This window comes from Brevibacillus brevis NBRC 100599 (genome assembly GCF_000010165.1).
Classification (GTDB): Bacteria; Bacillota; Bacilli; order Brevibacillales; family Brevibacillaceae; genus Brevibacillus; species Brevibacillus brevis_D.
In genome coordinates, this window is the sequence record NC_012491.1 from 3,245,083 (window position 1) to 3,265,302 (window position 20,220).

A 20,220-nucleotide genomic window follows, 5' to 3' on the forward strand; every position below is an offset into this window, starting at 1 on the left:
GTGATCGCCCGTCTTGTTGTATAGACATTTGCCCTTTCAGTAAACAATTCGTCTTTCCTATGGCAAACCCAAACCACAATACCCCGATACAGCAGTTACACCGCCTCGCCAAAATTACGAATTATTAACCGATCACCCCCTCGCTTACAACAAAAAGACATCCGCCTTTGTAACGGATGTCTTGCTCACTCCGATTCTACATTGCTGAGCTTTTCTCTTATTAGGTAACGGCATTTCACTTGTCCTTCTGTCATACACGAAGTACGCTCTACATGCGCGTCTATTAGCGACTCAAACAAGGAGAGCTCGCATTGACATGCTTGGCGAAAGCGAATGGCTACTTGTAAGAGAGGACAATTTGCTTCTTCAAGCAGATACAAACCATCCCTGATTTTTTCTAAATGAGGCATGTATCCTTCTTCATTTTGTATGCTCGCCAACATTTTCACTCGCTGGTCAAAACCTTGTCCTCTCATTACCTCCCGATAGTTTTGTAACATCCGTACCATCCGCTTCTCAAATAGTTGATCGACAAAAGCTTCCCCATACAAATCCTGAATGCCCGTCACCATCTCTGTAGCCAAATCGCTGTAGTGACGCGGAAATAAATGTTCTGCAGTATTCGTCAGATGATACACATAGGCTGGTCTGCCTGTTCGCTGGCGGACGATTCGCAACGCGATATACCGTTCTCTATGCAAAACATCTAAATGCTTACGCACCGCGACTTTCGTTATGCCAAGATGCTTTGACAGTTCTTGGACATTAATCGAACGGCGCTTCTTCAGCAACACCAAAATTTCTCGCCGCTTCTCCTGTTCTTGAAAATAGACCGCGTATCTGTTCATTGATGGGCCTGCCCTAGCGGATTGCTTCGTTATACAAACGATTGACTTCCTCCCAATTGACCACATTCCACCACGATGAGACAAAATCAGGGCGCTTATTTTGGTATTGCAAGTAATAAGCATGCTCCCACACATCTACGACCAATATGGGCGTTTTCTTCTCCATAAAAGGAGTATCCTGATTGGGAGTGCTCATCACTTCCAACTTGTCTCCGTTGACTACAAGCCATCCCCATCCTGATCCGAAACGACTGACAGCCGCTTTTGTCAATTCATCCTTCATTTCCTCAAAACTTCCGAAATACTTGTCGATTCCTTTTGCAATATCCCCTGTTGGTTTCCCGCCGCCAGTCGGACTCATGATCGACCAATACAAGCTATGTCCATAATGGCCGCCCCCATGATTTCGAACTGCCATCCGTATGTCTTCCGGGATATCCTCCAAGTTGCTGATTAGTTCTTCGACCGAAGCATTTCTAAACTGCGCATAGTTTTCTAAGGCCTTGTTTAAGTTGGTTATATACGTCGCATGATGCTTTCCGTGATGAATTTCCATCGTTCTCGCATCCAGATAAGGTTCCAACTCATCATAGCGGTATGACAGTTCTGGTAACGTAAAGGCTTCCATTTCCTCTCTCCTCCAATCTTGATTGTCGGTTACAAGCCTAGTTTACAAGATGGAAAACATTTTGTATACAACCAAATTTGTTTCCTCAGTGCAAAATATAATTACATGTGAAGCTTGCATTGCAAACCAAACCGCTATGTTGTAAGATATCGACAACCTATCTTTCCAGAAGGAAACAATTTTTCTTTGAGTCAAATTTTTGGTGCAGGAAGGAATATGATTCCATGAACGTCGTATTGGAAAAGGAAGCTCCATTTCCTGTTTTTCAGCCCCTAGTGCATCTGACGACAGGACAATTTTTCGGGTATGAAGCACTTCTTCGCTCAGCTACACACCGCACACCAGAAGCACTTTTTCGAAAGGCTCGTGCAGAAGGATCCTTATATGAATTGGATACACTGTCGATGAAAAAAGCAATTGAATCATACTTTACGAGGGTGACTTTTCTCGACCATGCCCCGCTCTTGTTCGTCAATGTGTTTCCTTCTACGTTGTTGAACCCTGCCTTCCTATCGTTTATTACCGAGGGCTGCTTGTTTAGATTGTGGAGCGGTCGAATTGTCTTGGAAATCAACGAGACCAATGAAGAAGACAAGATGTGGGAGATAAGAGTGTTGGGGCAAAAAATACGTGAGCTGCGTCAGCATGGATTCCTGATCGCATTAGATGATGTCGGCTCGGGTGCCGCGTCATTAAAAAAGATCGTGGAGTATGAACCAGATATCGTTAAGCTCGACAGGTACTTCGGCAAGCAATTGTCCTCCATACCGAATAAACAAAAGCTCGTCTCGCTTTTCGTCCAATACTGCCAAGATCATACGCAGCTTGTACTGGAAGGAATCGAAGAGCCGGAGGACTTAGCAGTCGCTTTGGCACTTGGGGTACCTGTTGGTCAAGGATTTTTGCTGGGGCACCCAGAACCACTTCAAGCAACACAACAAAGACGATGAAAACTTTCCCATCGCCTCTCGTGTCTGACTATTTTCCTACCGGCTCCATGGAAGCGTTCCATGCATGAGACACATATTCTTATGCACTCTATGTAAGCGAAAGAAACAAGGAGGGATTACAGGCGAAACATTTGCTGTTCCGCGTATTGTACCAAACGCTTCGTCATCTCTCCGCCGACAGAGCCATTTTGGCGTGCCGACGTATCTGCGCCCAACTCGACTCCGAATTCAGCAGCGATCTCGTACTTTAATTGATCTAATGCTGCACGAGCTTGTCCATTCACCAAGGAATTCGAACGTGCCATGCTGTTCACCTCTGGTTGTGATTGTTTTCGTGAATGGTAGTATGTGCAGATTATGGGAGTGTATTCAAACATGCTCCGACTGTCTATTAATCCAGATCTACAGCCCAACTCACTAACTCTTCATCTTCAAAATCATATGGATTCTTATAAATATTAGAGTAATATTTGAATACAAAAATTCCCACCATGTGTTACGAATTCAAAATCCCCATTGGTATGGAGTTTTATGGTATCTCCTTTCACAAGGCCAAGAGCTAGCCCTGGAGATGCACATCATTTGAATTTTTGATCGCTAAGGTATTCTGCAGGAAGCTCTTCTAAAAGGCTCCCTGTGAACTTGTGCCAGCAAAAACCTTAAACAATGTTAATTTATTTTCCATATAACGCTAAACACCTATCTCTTTCTTTGTATGGACAGCTCATCCGGATGCTGGGGACCTATTTTTCCCCTTGTTTCTCGAAGTATGAGGAGAGCTTGCAATTCAGTCCTGCTCTCAATTGCTTTTTTTGATTTCTTCGAACCCAACCCTGGAAGGGAGATTCTTTACATCCTCACTGTCATAAGCATGGATAATATCCGGTACATACGCTTCCGTCAATCGGATGCCTGCAAGAATCATTTCCTTTTCTTCCTCTGACACGCTAAAAAACGGATCACCGCATTTTTCACAAGCCATCACCCACCGCTCCCCCAGCTTTTGCAGGTGATTCATATCCCATTGCACATCTTGCTCACATGTTGGACAGGCAATGATTTGCATTGTCTTTCCCCCTGTACCCTTAGCTTACTTTTCTGGTATTTTACTAAAATGGACAAAAAAAGACACTAACCTCGTGTTAGTGCCTTCTCATGTGATCCTTGTGATGGGGAGGTTCCTAAGGTGACGAGAATCCCCCCATATATGTAAAGCTTATCTCCCGAACCTGCACCTGTTGTCTGCCAACTGGACTTTCCAGCACAACAGAATCGTGTGGAGCCGCTAGCAGCAGTTGCCTGCCTATGGGCGATAAGAATGAAATTCTGTTGTTATCCGGGTCAATGTCTGTGGGATACACCACAGTAAATGACTCCTCAAATTGATCTTCTTCAAATAGCACTTTCACGCTGCTGCCTAATAATGTAATTGCTTTAAGCGATTGAAAGAGTGCACTGTCTTCTTTAGCCAAAAGGCTTTCAAGTGTTTGCTTGTAACGATCGACAATCTCATCGATGGCTTGCTTTTCTTTCCCATAATTGCGTACATATTGATCATAAAAGAGTGAATACTGCTCGTCAAAAAAGACTAGCTGGTTGATTAGATGATTTCTGGTGCCATTCAAAATACTAGGGTTCATAGTAGATTTCACCCCCCAGTTGCTTTTCATAAACATGTTTGATGAACGTAATGTTCTTCATCAGATAAACCCTCCTTAAAAAAATAGCCCCCGAAGGGACTCTCATCATTGTATCAATAATTACAAAATGATTCCATCTACTGTTAGAAATGCTTTACAATTGATCCATGGCAATGCTGATGCGAAATGATACTCTTTAGGGAAAAGGAAAGAGTCTGCACGTATGTACAGACTCCAAATGTTCCCGCTACTTTTTCAAATCGATCGCTTTTTCCTTTACCAGAGCTGCTACCATTTGCTGTTGTGCTCCTTCTTCCACTTCTTTAAACGTTACTTTATAGCAGATATCTCCTTTTAACCAAAAATAAGTGTGGTTGTACTTATCCGTTGGGCTACTCAGTGTATCATCGATTTTATACGGCACTGTGCGGAATAATTCTTGGCCACCGATGTTCAAAGAGGTGACTGGAACTTCAAATTTTTCCCCGTCTATTCTCTCAAAAGGGATCTTTTTTGTTATTCTCATGTTTTCCACAATGGATTTGTCCTTGATTTGGGCAAACAACACAATCGTTTTTGGTTTTTCAGGATTTTCAAACGTGAGATGGATGGTGCGCTTTTGTTTATCCTCTTCGTTTTCAGGATAACTAAAATTGAGCTTCTTGTTCACATATGCATTTGTTGCCTTGTATCCTCCAGGCAGCTCCAACGGAAAGGCTGGTGCAAAACCGATTATTCCTGAGAAGTACTCCACATCCTCTAAATCAAGGATGTTGTAATTCAATAAGTCGTAATTGACGTACCTTTTTCTCAGTTCTTCATTTGGAGCTTGAAACGATTCAATGACTTTTATGATCTCCTCATTTTCTAAGAGGTCATATCCTTCGATAGAGTAATAGAGACCTTCATCCTTCCAGAAATAAAGAGAGTCTTGATCAACCGAACCATCATCTAAAGGTGTCTTTCTTTTGATAACTTTTACGGTTTTTCCATTCGCAGATAGGTCTTCTTCTGCTGAGAGTGTGGAGAGGATGCTACCGTCTTCCGATTTCACGTGTAAAGAATTCTCGGTCCTTTCGATTGTGCTCGTTACTATTTTGAAACTGGTGTCGGGACCTTTGAAATAATGGAACACGCCGTTATTCGAAGGTTCAGATTCCTCATAGTGATAGATAAGGCTGTTTTGATAGGTAAATTCTGGTGGCAAATAAGACGGAACTTTGAAAGGAAAACCACTAAGTTTTTCAGCTTTTTCCAGCCGATTCGTCTCCGTGCCGGGTGTTTCCTCAAACAACGGGCGCAATTTTTCATCCTGTTTTACAGGCATCCGAAGTGTTGACGGCTCTGCTGCGTTTGTAAGTGTGACTGCACTAATAACAAGCCCGCATGCAATGGCTACAGCAGATAACCTTGCGGAGCCTTTTTTGAACGTGGAAATCATTTGAATTCTCCTTTTCATTTGATTGATATGGTGAGAATGGTGAAAATAGAGCGGATACGACATGGGTCTTTTCTCTGAGATCTGTCTCGCAAATGAAAGTAGTGTCATGCCATAGGGAATCGCTTCTTTTTCCCCCAGAATCTCCAAAACATATTCATCACAGGCAAGTTCCATATCAGCCTTCATTTTTCGAATCCATAGCCAGACAAGCGGATTCATCCAATGGATGGCGAGTGCCAGGGAGCCGATGAAGCTCCACAGCAAATCTTTGCGCTTGTGATGAGCGAGCTCATGTGCGAAGACGTGATACAGCTCGGCATCTGACAACGATTGGTATACATCCCGCGGACAATAAACCCATGGTGATAAGATCCCTGAGATTAGCGGCCCCTTTGCCACTGTCCCTGTGTATACGGGCATTGGCCTTTTCACACCGAACTTCTCTCTGCACGCATTCATGATGGTCGTTACTCTTTCATCTGTCACCCGCATCAAAAAGCGTTCTTTGGTGTGCATGTTATACAGGTAAATGAATAGTCTTGCCAGCAAAATGACTACGCCGATAAGCCATACAACAGCCATGATTTGGATGTAAGCTGGATGTGAGGATCTTTCAGTTATCCCCTCATCCTTGACAACTTCGGTTTGTATTGGGGTATTCTCATTGTGTTCTGATTCATGTGAGAGATCTGAGATGACGGCAGGCGATTGTGTGTTTGTCTGTAGTAGTGGTTCTGCGGAGAAAGAAAGCGGCTGTTTGACGGACATGCTCGTACTCGCCCAGGATATCCAAGTGAAGAGGCTAAATGAACTCTCTGGTAGCACGGGAATCATTAATCGGGCTAAAACGATGAACCATAACAAATGGTGCATACGCCAGCTGATCGCTTTGTGAACCCCTTTTTTCATGGCTACCAACAAAATAGCTACTAGGCTTGCTCCCAACGAGGTGTAGCACATCCACAAAAAAACATTCCCTAGAATATCCATTTATTGGTCCCTCATCACTGCTTTTTCTTTTGTTTTTCCGTCAGTATTTTTTGCAGCTTATCGATTTCTTCGTTGGATAGCTGCACATCTTCGAGAAAATTGGTCATCATCGTGCCTACTGCCCCGTTAAATACTCGTTTCAAAAAGGATTCGCTTTCCGCCCGTTTGCATTCATCTTCCTGGACGAGTGGGAAATATCGGTAGCTGCGGCCCGATTTTTCATAGCTGATTGCCTTCTTTTTAAGCAGTCTGTTCAAAAACGTGCGTACCGTTTGCTCCGTCCATTCGATATCGGCTGGTAAACGCTCAATGATTTGCTCCGCTGTCGCTGGATGATCTCGCCAGATCACCTTCATGATTTCCCACTCGGCCTCCGATATTTTCGGAATGTTGTTCATCCATACATCACCTCTTAGATTTACAAGTGTAAATTCAGTTTCCATGAAAATATTACAATTGTAAATCCAAACTGTCAACCATCTTTTTCCACAACTTCTAAAAACGGAAAAATGAAAAGCACAGTAGAAAAAGAATATTCCCACTGTGCCGTTACTTTTCTTCTTTTATTGTCTGACCCTATCTGGGTGAAGCTCACCTTTTCCGTATGGGTTATTGCCAATCAATACGATCATATCAGCTTCAGTGACCAGCACATGATAATGCGAGCCTGGTCCTTCGATCGCATAGTCGTACGAAGAAGAAATCAGTCTAACAGGAGCCGCTATTTTTTGTTTTTGAAGCGGTTCCCATTCGTGTTCGAAGATTTGCCCATCCTTCGTAATCCGCAAACGTCCGCTCATCATAGCAATGCCTTCTTCCGTTTTGGGTTCCAGCTTTACTTTGATAGCTCCAGCGTCCTTTCCTTCACTCTCAGGGTAAACCTGAATTTCCTGAACCTTGCCTGCATCATTGATTGCCCAAACGGATGCGGTATCCTTTGTATAACGGACAAAATATTCAGGCGCAAGCTCACGAATTCCTTCCAAACCAGCTATTGTCGCAAATGAAGTGAACGGTTCATCATTCTTCCGTTCTGCGTACAATACCTGACCATTTTTCGTCACAGCAAAAAACGTATAAAGATTGGCATAAAGCTTGGTCACATCCGTAGCCATTTTTGAATCTATTTGGAGGGTTTCCACTTTTTGTGGGCGCAGGTTTGTGATGACATATAGCCCTCCGCGTTCGGCAGAATCAAAGCTGAATTCCACAGTCAGGAATTTATCATCCTCCGTGCGCAACAAGAGATGCTCCTCTCCACCAACAAAATCCTTAATGCGAGAAGGCAACGCCAATGTTTGACAGCTGCTAAATTCACTGGTCCACAACTGGATTTGTCCGTTCTCATTCAAGATAACCGGAGAATCCAGGATGCTATCCATTGTTTTTACTTTCGTAGGTCCTTTTACTTCATATGGCACTCGATCCGCGCCAAAACCCCATACAGAACCATCCTTCCGAACGAAGTACGGTCGATCCAGCTCAGTTACTACCTGTTTTACATCACGTAATTCGCCCAATTCTGTCCAAGTGTCAAAGGTAACAGGGATTCGCCCCAGCTGTCCTGTCATATTGCTGCCAAATGAATAGACTTTTCCTTTTTTATCGAGAGCAATCACATGGTCCGTGCCCGCTTTTACGTCCGTAATATCAGAAAGACCCGCTATTTTAACTGGCTCCTCGAGCTCATTTTCCAGATTCGCACCAAGCATTCCTAGTGTATTATGTCCCCAGCCCCAAACAGTTCCGTCCACTTTTACGATTACGTACATTCCTTCTCCGCCAACTGCCATCCGCATGGCACCATCTGCATGAGCAGCACGCACTACTTTTTCATTTTCTTTTGTATTGTAGCTGTACACTTCGCCCTTATCTGTTTGGATCAGGGCGCGATCCGTGTAATCGACGGCTACCTGTTTGACTTTCCCCGTGATATCCATTACCTGTAGATTTTCAGTGTTCAGCTCTCCGGATTTGCCATCGAGATAAAGAAGCTTCCCTTGATCATCTACTAGAAACAAGGAAAAGGCAGAGCTATACATGTCACGGATATTCGAGAGCTTCGTCACCTTTTCCGCTGCTTTCGCTCCTTTTTCCCATTTCAGTACAGTACCGTCTTCTTTCAGTAAAAAAAGTACGCCTTCATGAAGATCGAGCTGCTGAATGTTCTTGATTTTATCCAAACCGGCCAGTTTTTCTGGTGCTTTCTTCGAATCAATCTGCCATACTTCACCAGCGCTCGTGAGGACATAATCCGTCATGACTTGCTTGGCATCCTTGATCCCGGCTAGCTTGTGCGGTTCATACTTCTTGTCAGATTGAAAGCCCCACTTCCACACTTGCCCATCCTCGGTGAAAGCATAAGAAATGCCTGGCCTCCACCCATAGCCTGCTTCATCAAAAATGACGCCTGTTGCAATGGCAGTAATCCCTTCCAGTACCGGCTTATTCCCCAATGGTTTCCAGGACTTCATCGTTTTGTTCGATAAATCTGCTTTTGCATCATCTTGACCGCAAGCCTGTAGCTTCACCTCGGTATTGCCCGTCGTGCTAACCGTTGCTTCAACCTTTTGGGAAGCTGCCTTCGCAGGGGATGCAGCAACGACGCCCCCTGTCGTCAATAGGGAAAGTACCGCGGTATAGCTCAACACTGCTACCCATTTCTCTCTTTGTACCATCATGAGTCTCCTCGCCATCGTCAAATGTAAACAAATGTAAGACGTTGGCAACTTGAATTGCGTTACTGTAGATCGCCGGCTTCGTGATCCCTACTTCTGTAGCAATTGCAACCGGATACAAATAAGAGCTTTACCATAGATTCGGCAAAGCTCCGCTGTTCATTCAATCTTGTTTTTCACTAGGGTCATCAGTAAGGCTTGGACGGGCGAGACTTCTGTTCAGCCTCCTTGACAGCCGCTCCAGGATTCGTTGCCCCCATCGGTCCGCCCATCTCTTTTTGATTTCCGCCATTGCCCTGTGTAACTCCAGTTTTCAAACGCTGACCGTACTCTTCGTCACATTGGGAGAAGTAACCAAGCATTTTCTCTTGAATGCGAGGATCACAGGAGAGGAGTGCATCCGTCAGATTGGCAATGAGGTCTTCTCTTTCCCAGTCTTCCAAGAGGCGATATCGTTCTCCCGCCTGTTTGAAATCGTTGGTGCGATCTATTTTTTGACGAACGACCTTCCCTTCCACTTCTGGCTGATGATCAGGCGCTGCTTGCTTGGCTTCCTGCAATCCGCCAATCGTTGATGGCTCATAGTTAATATGCCGCTGGGTCCGATCAACTCGATACAGCATTTGACCGCCTTCCTGATTGGTAGCGACATGCTTTTTGGGAGCGTTGACCGGAAGCTGCAAATAGTTGGCGCCAACCCGATACCGTTGCGTATCGGAGTAAGAAAAGGTCCTTCCTTGCAGTAGCTTGTCATCAGAGAAATCAAGTCCATCCACTAAAACACCTGTCCCAAATGCTACTTGCTCGACTTCAGCAAAATAGTTATCCGGGTTTTTGTTCAATACCATTTTGCCCACCGGAAGAAACGGAAACTGATCTTCAGGCCATATTTTCGTTGGATCAAGCGGATCAAAATCGAGTTCGGGATGATCGTCATCACTCATGATCTGGACGCACATTTCCCACTCCGGATATTCTCCCCGCTCAATCGCTTCATACAAATCCTGCGTGGCATGATTGAAGTTTTTCCCCTGGATCTCTTCCGCCTGTTTTTGTGTCAAATTCTTAATTCCTTGCGCTAACGGCTGCCAATGGTATTTGACCAGGACCGCTTTTCCTTCATGGTTTACCCACTTGTACGTGTTTACGCCAGAGCCTTGCATTTGTCGATAGTTCCCTGGTATTCCCCACGGGGAGAACAAAAACGTAATCATATGCATGGCCTCAGGCGTGTTCGAGATGAAGTCAAAGATCCGTTCCACGTCTTGAATGTTTGTGACAGGATCAGGCTTGAACGCATGGACAAGATCAGGAAACTTCATGGCATCCCGAATGAAAAAAACTTTGAGGTTATTGCCTACCAGATCCCAGTTCCCGTCCTCTGTATAAAATTTCACCGCGAACCCACGTGGATCTCGCAATGTTTCGGGCGAATGTGTGCCATGATTTACCGTAGAAAACCGCACAAACACAGGCGTTTTTTTCCCACGCTCCGAAAACAGCTTTGCTCTCGTGTACGTAGAAATCGACTCATCACCAACGGTTCCATACGCTTCGAAATAGCCATGTGCTCCTGCACCTCGACTATGCACAACACGTTCAGGTGTTTTCTCCCGATCAAAATGTGTGATTTTTTCAAGAAAATCGTAATTCTCCAGAACGGTTGGCCCGCGATTTCCAACTGTCCGCAAGTTCTGGTTGTCTGTAATCGGATGGCCTTGACGATTCGTCAGGATATTATCTTCTGCCTGGTTGATGGACTTGCTCTTTTCATCCATATGAATCCTCCCTGTCCAGTTCTTCTCATGTATGGTTCATAACCATGGTTACCGAATGAGGGATTCTTTATGCGAAAAGACTAAATTGCTTCGTACGCAAAATCATCGTTAAGCACTGGAACTGCGCCACTCTGATTCCACTGCGCTGCAAGTTCGACATCTTCCGGGTATCCCATACTGATCAGTTCTTGGCCAGAAGCACAATTCTGCAAGTAAGCAAGATGATGATCTTGAGCCGCTCGAAAGGCTGCCACTGCTATTTCGGCCTCTGGTGACAATCGATATCCCTCCAATTCATGAAGCAGCGCACCTGCCGCAATCATATCTTCAATAGCAGGCCGCAATGCTCCATTTCCCCACCGTTCACCGCAAGCAATGACGGTTACGGTTCCATTCTGCTGCTGTATGTATCTGGCCACAGATGGCGCGTTTCGAAAGCAGGCAGCGATTACCTTCGCACCTGTTTTCTTCGCCAACACGGTACAGGTCGATCCGTTTGGCGAGGGTAATACGATTCTACTTCCCATTGGAACCGTTTTCAAACAGGTGGGTGAAAGGGAGATTGGTTCTCCGCGTTTTCCAGCGAGCAGCGCTGCTTTTTGTTTGGCGAATGCTACGGTTGACTCATCCTTTACCTGATAAGGATAGACGATACCTCCTCGTCCCGTTACGATATCGACACACGTGCTGAAGGAGAGCACATCGATAATGACGATCATGTCCGATGCTGCGCCGACCTGTTCTACCCCTTCGTATCCCCAATCAAATCGAGCTGTATAGTCAAGTTGTTTGCATACAGTTCTATCTCCCAACCCCTCCACCATCCTCTATCAAAAATAGGTACTCGTCCCCTTACGTTCGCCGTTACAAATTAAGACAAGAAACAATATCGTATTATTGTCCCACTAGATTAACAAGAATGGAGTGAACATGGATGTCTGAAATCGAATACGACGACGATCACGGTAATTCGGAAAAAAGAAATCACAAACGCCCAAGAAGAAATACGGTGAGAACGACCGGTATTTTGCAAAACAACCTCGCCCGTGCTCTCACCGCTCACCTCGACCTGGTAAATCTGAACACAGAACCGGTTGAAGTACGTGTGCAAGTATTAAACTGGGGTAACGCAGTTACACAAACGAATCCAGTTAGCACCTTGCTTGACATCACGCAATTTATCCCTGCGAATACTCGCACTGCTTTCAATGCGCTGATCCCCGCTTCTTTCCACTATGAAGTCCGCCTTACCGTAGCAGAAAACAACAGAAATGTCCTTCTCACCACTTATGGCCGTACTACTATCGGCGGCGGTCAAGTTGTTGGTCTTACCGTTCTTGACAGTCAGTTCCAAACTGTCGAAATCGAAACTTGTATTTAACTATCTTGCAGGAAGAAAATGAGGAATTATGGTGGGACGCCATAGTTCCTTTTTTTATCCATTCGCATGCAGGAAAGGCGCTTGGGACGATCCCAACACCTTTTTGCTTCTACGACCACGACAAAAAAAGAAACTGCCCTCGAAAGGACAGTTTCTTTGAAAAGGAGACTTACAGTTTTACTACGTTCTCAGCTTGTGGGCCACGGTTGCCTTGAACGATGTTGAATTGAACTTTTTGACCTTCGTCCAAAGTTTTGAAACCGTCACCTTGGATTGCGCTGAAGTGTACGAATACATCGTCTCCGCCTTCTACTTGAATGAAACCGAAACCTTTTTCTGCGTTAAACCATTTTACTGTTCCGTTCGTTTGCATTTGAAAAAACCTCCAAAAATTGATTTTGAATATGCTAGTCATATTTACCGAAGCAAATAAAGCTCACATATCATGAAGAAATACCAGATCATGTGCGATGATACGCCTTCATGATATGTGAATTTTACCTACCCGGCAAAAATGTGAATGTCATAGGACGGAACTGCAAAATAAAAAACTAAACCTTTTGAAAACCTAAAACAATGAAAGCCCTTCCTCTCTTCCATCCTTGCGGCTCCGATGACCGCGCCAGTGTGAATCGGGGATCCAAAAATGTTATCCATCAGCATACAAACACCTCGATGAATGATTAGGTATCAATTTTTCAAGTAGCAACCTCATTCTACCATGGTTGTCCAAAAAAAGCAACGGTTCACCCTTATTCTGGACGAAGCGGGACTCTGATACAATAGGATTGGGAGGGATTACATTGCAAAATCATATTTTGACAACCATTCAATTATCCGAAATGCTTGAAAAGAAAGTCCCCGTACTTTTATTGGACGTACGCGACGCCGAGAAATTTGTTTCTGGCAGCCTCGTTCACGAAAACGCATCGACGCAAAACGTCCCCTATCTTCTTATGAAAGAACAGGACAAGCCGCTTGTTGAAGAAACCGAAAAACTCGCGCAAAATGTGCAAATCGTTACCTTATGTACAACAGGTAACAAAGCTCAAAAAGCTGCAGCTCTCCTTCGTGAGCATGGTTTTCATGCAAATGCATTGGAAGGCGGCTTAACTGCCTGGAAGGAACAATTAAACGAAACGAAATGAGCCTAATTTATCAACGATTCTAGCTATTTGCCATATATTACTCCTTTATTTCGATTGGGATTGTTTGATATCGTTGTTCATGCCAAACGAAATAAGCCGAGACTTCCTCTTTGAAAAGGAAGTGCGGGGGACTTTTTTGTGGATGAGCTATTCCACATTGGGGTGAATCGCCGAACTGGCGTAGGGTTGTTTCCTCAATCCGAATCCGACAACTAACCTCGTAGGCAAAAAAAAGGAGAGATTTGTTTTATGAAACGTTTTGGTTCTGTTACAATCGCGATGACTCTTGGTCTGGGCTTGGCTTTGACAGGGTTTGCTTCTTCTGCTTCCGCAGCATCTAACTGCCCATTGAAGAACGGACAATTCCAATTCAATGTGGGTCAAAATATGGGACAATTCCAAAAAGCACCAAATGCTCAACAGTTCCTTAACTTTTTCCAAAAGCAAGGCTTTGTTCCTGGCCAGCCACAAGCAGTACAGCTGATGCAACCTGTTAAGCAAGGACAAGCTACACCTGTACAACAACCATGCCCGTATCAACCAGGATCTTTCCAACAAGCACCCGTACAACAAGCGCCAGTACAACAAGCGCCAGTACAAACAGCACCAGCACAACCTACCAATAATGTCACTGAGCCTGCCGCTCCAGTAAATCAAGCGGATCAAGCTAAGACGGGTGATTTTGCGAAACAAGTCGCGGATTTGGTAAACCAAGAACGTGCAAAAGCAGGTCTCAAGCCTGTTCAAATGGATGCAACACTGTCCAAAGTAGCTTTGGCTAAAGCACAAGATATGTCTGCTAACAACTATTTTGACCACAACAGCCCAACGTACGGTTCCCCATTTGACATGATGAAGCAGTATGGCATTCAATACTCGACTGCAGGTGAGAATATCGCCATGGGTCAACAGAGTCCACAAGAAGTCATGCAACAATGGATGAACAGTGAAGGCCACCGCCAAAACATTATGAACCCTGACTTCACAAAAATTGGTGTAGGCTTCACAAATGGCTACTGGGTACAAGAATTTATCGGGTAACACGCTTTGCACGAAACGAAAAGCCGGTGTCTCTTAATCGAGACCCGGCTTTTTCGTGTAGACATTAATCCGGCTGTGTTTCAGAAGCCTGTTTTTTGGGGGTACAGCAGCTTTCCTGCTCATCTAGCAAAGCAACGTCCTTTTGATTCATTTCTTGCTTGGTTGGGTAAGCAGATACTTGCTGCAGCTCGGCATTGACATCAGACGATTGTTTCACCCGTATGGCCCCCTCGCCGTTTTTGGTGGTGCATCCCTAGTATGCACGCGGTTCTAAACGACTCATTCCTAAGGAACACTGGAAGCACATGCGAATGAACCTATCTGCTAATAATATGTTCAAGGTCTTTTAAGGCAGCCGCTGCTGCCGCGACAGGATCTGATTTTCCTCCAACGACCAATAAATCCCCCATAACATCTGTTTCTACCCGGATGGCTTTTGTCGTACCTGATACGGATGCAAACGGATGGGTAAAATCTACCGCACACAGCTCAACTGCTACAGAAACCGTACCATTCGCTTCCTTTTGGATCGTTCCGATCAGCTTGGGAATCTTCGCATGCTTTTTCCACGTCTCGATTTGTAACAAGGTTATTTCGCGAATACTTGCGCGTTCGATATCGGTTAGATTTACTTGCCCGCCAAAAGCAGCGTTTGCCAGGATCGTGAGCTTCGAAGCTGTATCCCAACCATCGATATCGTAGGAGGGATCCGGTTCGGCAATCCCCATCTTCTGAGCGAGCTCGACTGCTTCTGTACAGGTGAGCCCCTCTTCCATCATTTTTGTGAGCACGAAGTTCGTCGTTCCCGTAAAAATACCTTCGACTCGTTTTACTTCACAGCCTGCCAAGTTATACTGCAAAAGATCGATCGTCGGCAGAGCTGCTGCTGTTGCCCCACTAATTTTCAACGCGGTACCATGTTTTTTGGCAAGAGCGGCCAAACCAGCATAATCAACAACAAGCGCACCTTTTGAAATCGCGATCGCATGCATGGCATTCTCCAATGCATACCGAATATAAGTCAGACCAGGTCCCCCCTCTTTTTCAGATGGACCTGCCTCGATGAGTACGTCTGCTTGAACTGATTTGATAAATTCCAGCGCGTTCCAAGATGCGTTCCCTGCTTGTTTTGTATGAGCATAGTTTGCCCATTTCCCTGAATCGATTCCGTTCTCATCATAGAGGCCGGAGGATGAACGAACGATTCCCACGAGTCTGACATCTGCTTCATATAGCTCGCGGTACCGCTCCCGTCGCTGTTCCAGCAGTCTGGCTACCTGCTGTCCTACTGTTCCGAAGCCTGTCACCATAATATTCCAACGTTTCATGAGTCAATCTCCTTGCTGTTTATGCTTCGTTTATTTCCACCATTTTTTTCTATTTTTATCTTGTATCCTGTGCAAATCCTTGCGATTCAATTTCTTTCCTGTTTTTGCCGAGTAGAGCTCTTCCGTATGATCAATAAACAATATTCCTTCCAAATGGTCCATCTCGTGCTGAATACACCGAGCAAGGAAATCTTCGGCTTCGATTGTCTTTGTTTCTCCTTGGCGGTTCAGCGTCTGGACTTTGACATAATTCGCCCGACGTACAATTCCGAAAACACCTGGTATCGAAAGACAAGCTTCCTGCCCTACCTGCTCACCTGATTTTTCCATCAACACCGGATTGATTAGTTCAATCAAGCCGCTGCCGCAATCCATGACAACCAAACGCTTTGGGATACCAATCTGGATCGCAGACAAGCCTGCTCGACCTTTCGCAGCATAAATGGTTTGGACCATATCATCCAATATCTTTTCAACCTGCGGAGTAATGGATTGTACTCTTTTTGAAGTTTCACGCAAGATAGGGTCCCCCAGGCGAACGATCATACGTTCAGCCATTTCCTTCTCCCTCCCGCATTACTCAGTTTTCGATTTCAAGGTAGCAAATCAGGTCCTCGCTGTCAAAAAGAACCTCGCAAAATCTGAAATATCCCGTTAGGCAAGGGTGACAAATGCATGTAGATACGCTATCTTTATTGGTAAAGATAGATGTTTGTATATGAAAAGGGAGGCTACCATGCATTCATTGGCATCAACGCTGAACGAAACCATCCAACGAGAAAACCCGCACGTGTATGAAATGCTGTCCGATATCGCCAAGCTGATCTATTTCCCAAAAGAGGGGATTCTCAGCCAATCGGCAGAAGCGAAAGCAAAAGCGAAAAAGTACAACGCAACCATCGGGATTGCACTGGAAAACGGTCAACCGATGCACCTTAAGGTCATCCAAGATAACCTGTCTGCTTACCAGCCAAAAGACATTTACGAATATGCGCCCCCAGCTGGAAAGCCTGAGCTGCGTGCTGCATGGCGTAAAAAAATGATCGAGGAACAGCCTTCACTGGCTAATCATACGTTCAGTAATCCTATCGTTACAAACGCTTTGACGCATGGCCTGAGCATCGTGTCGGATTTGTTCGCTGACAGCGGCGACAGTGTCATCATCCCGGACAAAAACTGGGAAAACTACGAGCTTACTTTTTCGATCCGCCGTGGTGCGGAAATGGTCTATTACCCATTATATAACGACGAGATGAAATTTAATGCTGCTGCTTTGCGTGATGCCATTCTCGCACAAAAAGACAAAGGCAAAGCCATCGTCGTACTCAACTTTCCGAATAACCCAACAGGCTATACACCAGGTCCAGAGGAAGGAAAACAAATCATCGCTGCGCTCAAAGAAGGCGCAGAGGCTGGAATCAACATTGTTGCGGTGACAGATGACGCGTACTTCGGCTTGTTCTTCGAGGATTCGATGCACGAATCTCTCTTCGCGGGCCTGTGCGATGTTCACCCTCGCATTCTGCCTGTAAAAGTAGATGGTGCTACCAAAGAGGATTACGTATGGGGCTTCCGCGTTGGCTTCATTACGTATGCATCCCCGTCCAGCGACTTGCTCAGCGCTTTGGAGCAGAAGACAATGGGAATCATCCGCGCGACTCTTTCCAGCGGATCACATCCTTCCCAAACGTTTGTCCTGCAAGCAATCACCGCACCGGAGTACAAAGCACAGAAGCAGGAGAAATTTGATATCATGAAAGGCCGCGCCAACCGCACCAAGGAAGTTCTCGACAGCAGTAAATACGATGACGTGTGGACGTACTATCCATTCAACTCCGGCTACTTCATGTGCCTCAAGCTAAAGACTGTCGAAGCAGAAACATTGCGCCAGCACTTGCTGGAACAGTATGGCGTGGGTACGATCGCTCTCGGTCAAACCGATTTGCGCATTGCCTTCTCTTGCATTGAAGAAGAAAACATTGCGGACTTGTTCGAATTAGTCTACAGCGGTGTGAAAGATTTGGAAAATGCATTGACCAAATAACAAGCTCTATTGCAAAAGCGTCTTGACCTCGTGTCAGGGCGCTTTCGTTTTCCTTTATAAAAAAAGACCCGGATACCCACGAAATAAAAATGCGAGGGTTTCCGAGACCTTATCATCAAGCTATTTCCATTCGCTTTCCATCGACGTACGTATACGACGAGGCTGCTGTGTACCGATAAAAATGGAGGCAAGCACCAGGATCATCCCCACCCCATGCAACCAAGTAAATGCTTCATTCAAGAAAAAGACAGCCACGAGAGCAGCACTTATCGGCATCATTCCGGTGAACAAGCCCGCTTTGGATGCCTCCACCTTCTCCACCCCTTTGTACCAGAGAAAGAAGGATAGGACACTGGCCGTAACCGCATAGTACACAAGAAGCCACCAGACATTTGCAGGTACGGCACTCCAATCAAACCGCAAGCTTTCCCAGATCGCAAACGGAAGAAACAAGACAAAGCTGATGACATTAATCGCAGCCGTCATTTGAAAAGGCGTAATTTTCCCAGACAGTCTTTTGGCGAAAATCGTGAAAAGCGCTTCGCTGACGACTGCAAAAAATACGAACAAATTGCCAAGCATACTTACCCAGTTTTGCTCCACTCCGCTACCTGTGAACGTAATGAAGCCGATGCCGCCGACTGAAAGACCGATTGCCACTAAGCTGTTGGCCTGTAATTTTTCTTTGAGAATCCAGAACGAAAACAAAGCGATGCAGGCAGGTACTGTACTCGTAATGATACCCGCGGCAGTAGCAGTCGTCCACTGAACGCCGTACAGCATGCAAATACTAAACAGAAACACGCCGAAAAACGACTGCCAGAATAGCACCTTGCCTTCCTCACGGCTCCAAGACGTTTTCCATTCTCCACGCATAGCGAGCAACGGCAATAGGATGACGATCGCAAGCAAAAAGCGCAGCTCCGAAAACAAAAACACGGGAACATGGGAAACAATTTCTTTCCCGATGGAGATGTTGCTTCCAACCAAGGCCATAGCCAAGGCTAACTGTATGTAAGCGAACAGCATGACGACCCGCTTCCCCCTTCAACCTCCTACCATTCTCTGCATCTGGCCAAACTGCCTGCGATTATCCTGCGTTTTGCCATTCTTTTTGAGAGGACGGAACCTTTTTTGTCTTTTTCTCGGTTGCTCCCACTAGCCAGGAGCCAAACGGCAGTTTTCCCAGCCCATATGATAGGGCAAAAGAAAGAATAGAGCACAAGACGAATGCGACCACACTCCCCCACACGCCCGTGTGAAAAAGCTGGAGCTCGCGCAAAAGCTTCATCAAGTACGTTAAGATCAGCGCATGAATCAAATAAGCTCCATACGAATATTTCCCAACGAGTCCCAGCCAATGTGTCCATTTGGACTGCTTCTTGCTCATCCATAGGCAGAGCGCGTACACAGCCAGTAGGCAAGCCATCGTATAGAGGAACATGGACGGCTTCAAGGATGTCGCTACGTTTAAATTGATCTTGCCTTGCCCTGAATCGCGGAAAAGCTCATAGCCAATGACTGCGTACAGGACACCAACCGAAATGATGATCCATTGCCAGTATCTTTTCAGCATGGCACGAAATGCAGGCAACGTGAAGGCGACCAAGCCACCGAACAAAAAGTAATAGAAATAATAGAACGCATTTCGATCGCGGTATTTGATGAAATACGTATCAAGCCAATTCATATCGAATCGGAAGCCGTGCGCCGGGATGTACCGCGCTGAAAACCACATGAGGCCCCCATAGATCAATCCGGTGACACCAATAGCGAGAACAAGACGGAAGCGGCTAGTCACGAATCTGCGGAAAAGTTCAAATACTCTTTGCCAAAATGGATACAAAAGATAGAACTGAAAAATCATCACGACGAACCACAGATGATACGAGGATGTCCCTGTCAGGAAGTTTTTGCTTACATTCCAAATGAACGCTGCTCCCTCACCCAGGGGCTTCTCCATCAAGTAAAGATAAACCGCCGACCATATTCCATACGGAACCAAAATCTCGGATATCCGTTTACGTGTGAAGGAAATATAGTTCACTTTTTCGGAGTAGTTGTAAAACAATACAAGACCCGTGATGAAAATAAATGCTGGAACCGCGAATTTTAGCAAATGAAACAACATTCCGTAGATGATCGACACCTGCTCTGTCAATCCCGGCTCACGGATGTATACACCAATGACATGCTGATAAACCACAGCCAAGAATGCAAAGGCCCGGATCAGATCCAACTCACCAATTCGTTGTTTTCGAGCCATAACCAAATACCAGATCCTTCCTCTTTTACGAAAAAAAGTACTCTTCCCATCTTACCGAC

Annotated in this window: 20 protein-coding genes, 1 pseudogene and 1 riboswitch; of the genes and pseudogenes, 5 read left to right on the top strand and 16 right to left on the bottom strand. The window is 45.4% G+C overall.

Going from position 1 to position 20,220, the window contains the following annotated elements:
- Positions 1 to 185 precede the first annotated feature (185 nt).
- Together BBR47_RS15485 and BBR47_RS15490 are read right to left on the bottom strand one after the other, a co-directional pair.
- A complete protein-coding gene (locus tag BBR47_RS15485) occupies positions 186 to 848 on the bottom strand; it encodes a helix-turn-helix transcriptional regulator (protein WP_015891356.1) in 663 nt (220 codons plus the stop codon).
- 13 nt (positions 849 to 861) lie between these two features.
- Positions 862 to 1,476 (bottom strand): superoxide dismutase, encoded by a 615-nt coding sequence (locus BBR47_RS15490; RefSeq protein ID WP_015891357.1) that lies wholly within the window; start codon positions 1,474 to 1,476, stop codon positions 862 to 864.
- 224 nt (positions 1,477 to 1,700) lie between these two features.
- On the opposite strand from BBR47_RS15490, the gene BBR47_RS15495 reads away from it, so the two are divergent.
- A complete protein-coding gene (locus BBR47_RS15495; RefSeq protein WP_015891358.1) occupies positions 1,701 to 2,426 on the top strand; it encodes an EAL domain-containing protein in 726 nt (241 codons plus the stop codon).
- 116 nt (positions 2,427 to 2,542) lie between these two features.
- On the opposite strand, the gene BBR47_RS15500 is transcribed toward BBR47_RS15495, so the two are convergent.
- From BBR47_RS15500 to BBR47_RS15535, 8 genes and pseudogenes are all read right to left on the bottom strand, one after another.
- Positions 2,543 to 2,731, bottom strand: coding sequence for an alpha/beta-type small acid-soluble spore protein (locus BBR47_RS15500; protein WP_041749454.1), 189 nt, complete (start codon positions 2,729 to 2,731; stop codon positions 2,543 to 2,545).
- A gap of 494 nt (positions 2,732 to 3,225) precedes the next feature.
- Positions 3,226 to 3,492 (bottom strand): hypothetical protein, encoded by a 267-nt coding sequence (locus BBR47_RS15505; protein WP_015891360.1) that lies wholly within the window; start codon positions 3,490 to 3,492, stop codon positions 3,226 to 3,228.
- Positions 3,493 to 3,607: 115 nt separating this feature from the next.
- A complete protein-coding gene (locus BBR47_RS15510; RefSeq protein ID WP_035985656.1) occupies positions 3,608 to 4,066 on the bottom strand; it encodes a GreA/GreB family elongation factor in 459 nt (152 codons plus the stop codon).
- Positions 4,067 to 4,313: 247 nt separating this feature from the next.
- Positions 4,314 to 6,497, bottom strand: a complete 2,184-nt coding sequence (locus BBR47_RS15515; RefSeq protein ID WP_015891362.1) for a M56 family metallopeptidase — start codon at positions 6,495 to 6,497, stop codon at positions 4,314 to 4,316.
- 14 nt (positions 6,498 to 6,511) lie between these two features.
- A complete protein-coding gene (locus BBR47_RS15520; RefSeq protein WP_015891363.1) occupies positions 6,512 to 6,895 on the bottom strand; it encodes a BlaI/MecI/CopY family transcriptional regulator in 384 nt (127 codons plus the stop codon).
- Between the two features lie 1,185 nt (positions 6,896 to 8,080).
- Positions 8,081 to 9,193: pseudogene (locus BBR47_RS32000) on the bottom strand (regulator); the annotation flags it as partial.
- Between the two features lie 170 nt (positions 9,194 to 9,363).
- Positions 9,364 to 10,953, bottom strand: a complete 1,590-nt coding sequence (locus BBR47_RS15530) for a catalase (protein WP_015891366.1) — start codon at positions 10,951 to 10,953, stop codon at positions 9,364 to 9,366.
- 80 nt (positions 10,954 to 11,033) lie between these two features.
- On the bottom strand, positions 11,034 to 11,774 hold the full coding sequence (locus BBR47_RS15535; protein WP_231850618.1) for a 2-phosphosulfolactate phosphatase: 741 nt from the start codon (positions 11,772 to 11,774) through the stop codon (positions 11,034 to 11,036).
- A gap of 113 nt (positions 11,775 to 11,887) precedes the next feature.
- Here BBR47_RS15535 and BBR47_RS15540 point away from each other — a divergent pair, with 113 nt between their 5' ends.
- A complete protein-coding gene (locus BBR47_RS15540) occupies positions 11,888 to 12,334 on the top strand; it encodes a hypothetical protein (protein ID WP_015891368.1) in 447 nt (148 codons plus the stop codon).
- A gap of 169 nt (positions 12,335 to 12,503) precedes the next feature.
- On the opposite strand, the gene BBR47_RS15545 is transcribed toward BBR47_RS15540, so the two are convergent.
- Positions 12,504 to 12,707, bottom strand: a complete 204-nt coding sequence (locus tag BBR47_RS15545) for a cold-shock protein (protein ID WP_007729289.1) — start codon at positions 12,705 to 12,707, stop codon at positions 12,504 to 12,506.
- Between the two features lie 430 nt (positions 12,708 to 13,137).
- Between BBR47_RS15545 and BBR47_RS15550 the strand changes: the two genes are divergently transcribed.
- Together BBR47_RS15550 and BBR47_RS15555 are read left to right on the top strand one after the other, a co-directional pair.
- A complete protein-coding gene (locus BBR47_RS15550) occupies positions 13,138 to 13,482 on the top strand; it encodes a rhodanese-like domain-containing protein (RefSeq protein ID WP_231850481.1) in 345 nt (114 codons plus the stop codon).
- An 84-nt stretch (positions 13,483 to 13,566) separates the two neighbouring features.
- Positions 13,567 to 13,724: riboswitch (cyclic di-AMP (ydaO/yuaA leader) on the top strand.
- Between the two features lie 7 nt (positions 13,725 to 13,731).
- Positions 13,732 to 14,523 (top strand): CAP domain-containing protein, encoded by a 792-nt coding sequence (locus BBR47_RS15555; RefSeq protein WP_015891370.1) that lies wholly within the window; start codon positions 13,732 to 13,734, stop codon positions 14,521 to 14,523.
- Positions 14,524 to 14,587: 64 nt separating this feature from the next.
- On the opposite strand, the gene BBR47_RS31265 is transcribed toward BBR47_RS15555, so the two are convergent.
- The 3 genes from BBR47_RS31265 to def form a co-directional block, all read right to left on the bottom strand.
- Positions 14,588 to 14,740: a hypothetical protein gene (locus BBR47_RS31265; RefSeq protein WP_015891371.1), complete on the bottom strand. Its 153-nt coding sequence runs from the start codon at positions 14,738 to 14,740 to the stop codon at positions 14,588 to 14,590.
- Positions 14,741 to 14,840: 100 nt separating this feature from the next.
- Positions 14,841 to 15,851, bottom strand: coding sequence for a homoserine dehydrogenase (locus BBR47_RS15560; RefSeq protein ID WP_015891372.1), 1,011 nt, complete (start codon positions 15,849 to 15,851; stop codon positions 14,841 to 14,843).
- A gap of 30 nt (positions 15,852 to 15,881) precedes the next feature.
- Positions 15,882 to 16,409, bottom strand: a complete 528-nt coding sequence (gene def, locus BBR47_RS15565) for a peptide deformylase (protein ID WP_015891373.1) — start codon at positions 16,407 to 16,409, stop codon at positions 15,882 to 15,884.
- A gap of 178 nt (positions 16,410 to 16,587) precedes the next feature.
- Here def and BBR47_RS15570 point away from each other — a divergent pair, with 178 nt between their 5' ends.
- On the top strand, positions 16,588 to 17,895 hold the full coding sequence (locus BBR47_RS15570; RefSeq protein ID WP_015891374.1) for an aminotransferase class I/II-fold pyridoxal phosphate-dependent enzyme: 1,308 nt from the start codon (positions 16,588 to 16,590) through the stop codon (positions 17,893 to 17,895).
- Positions 17,896 to 18,015: 120 nt separating this feature from the next.
- On the opposite strand, the gene BBR47_RS15575 is transcribed toward BBR47_RS15570, so the two are convergent.
- Together BBR47_RS15575 and BBR47_RS15580 are read right to left on the bottom strand one after the other, a co-directional pair.
- Complete coding sequence (locus tag BBR47_RS15575) at positions 18,016 to 18,924, bottom strand: DMT family transporter (RefSeq protein ID WP_015891375.1); 909 nt, start codon at positions 18,922 to 18,924, stop codon at positions 18,016 to 18,018.
- A gap of 61 nt (positions 18,925 to 18,985) precedes the next feature.
- Positions 18,986 to 20,161, bottom strand: coding sequence for an acyltransferase (locus BBR47_RS15580; RefSeq protein WP_015891376.1), 1,176 nt, complete (start codon positions 20,159 to 20,161; stop codon positions 18,986 to 18,988).
- Between the last annotated feature and the right edge of the window lie 59 nt (positions 20,162 to 20,220).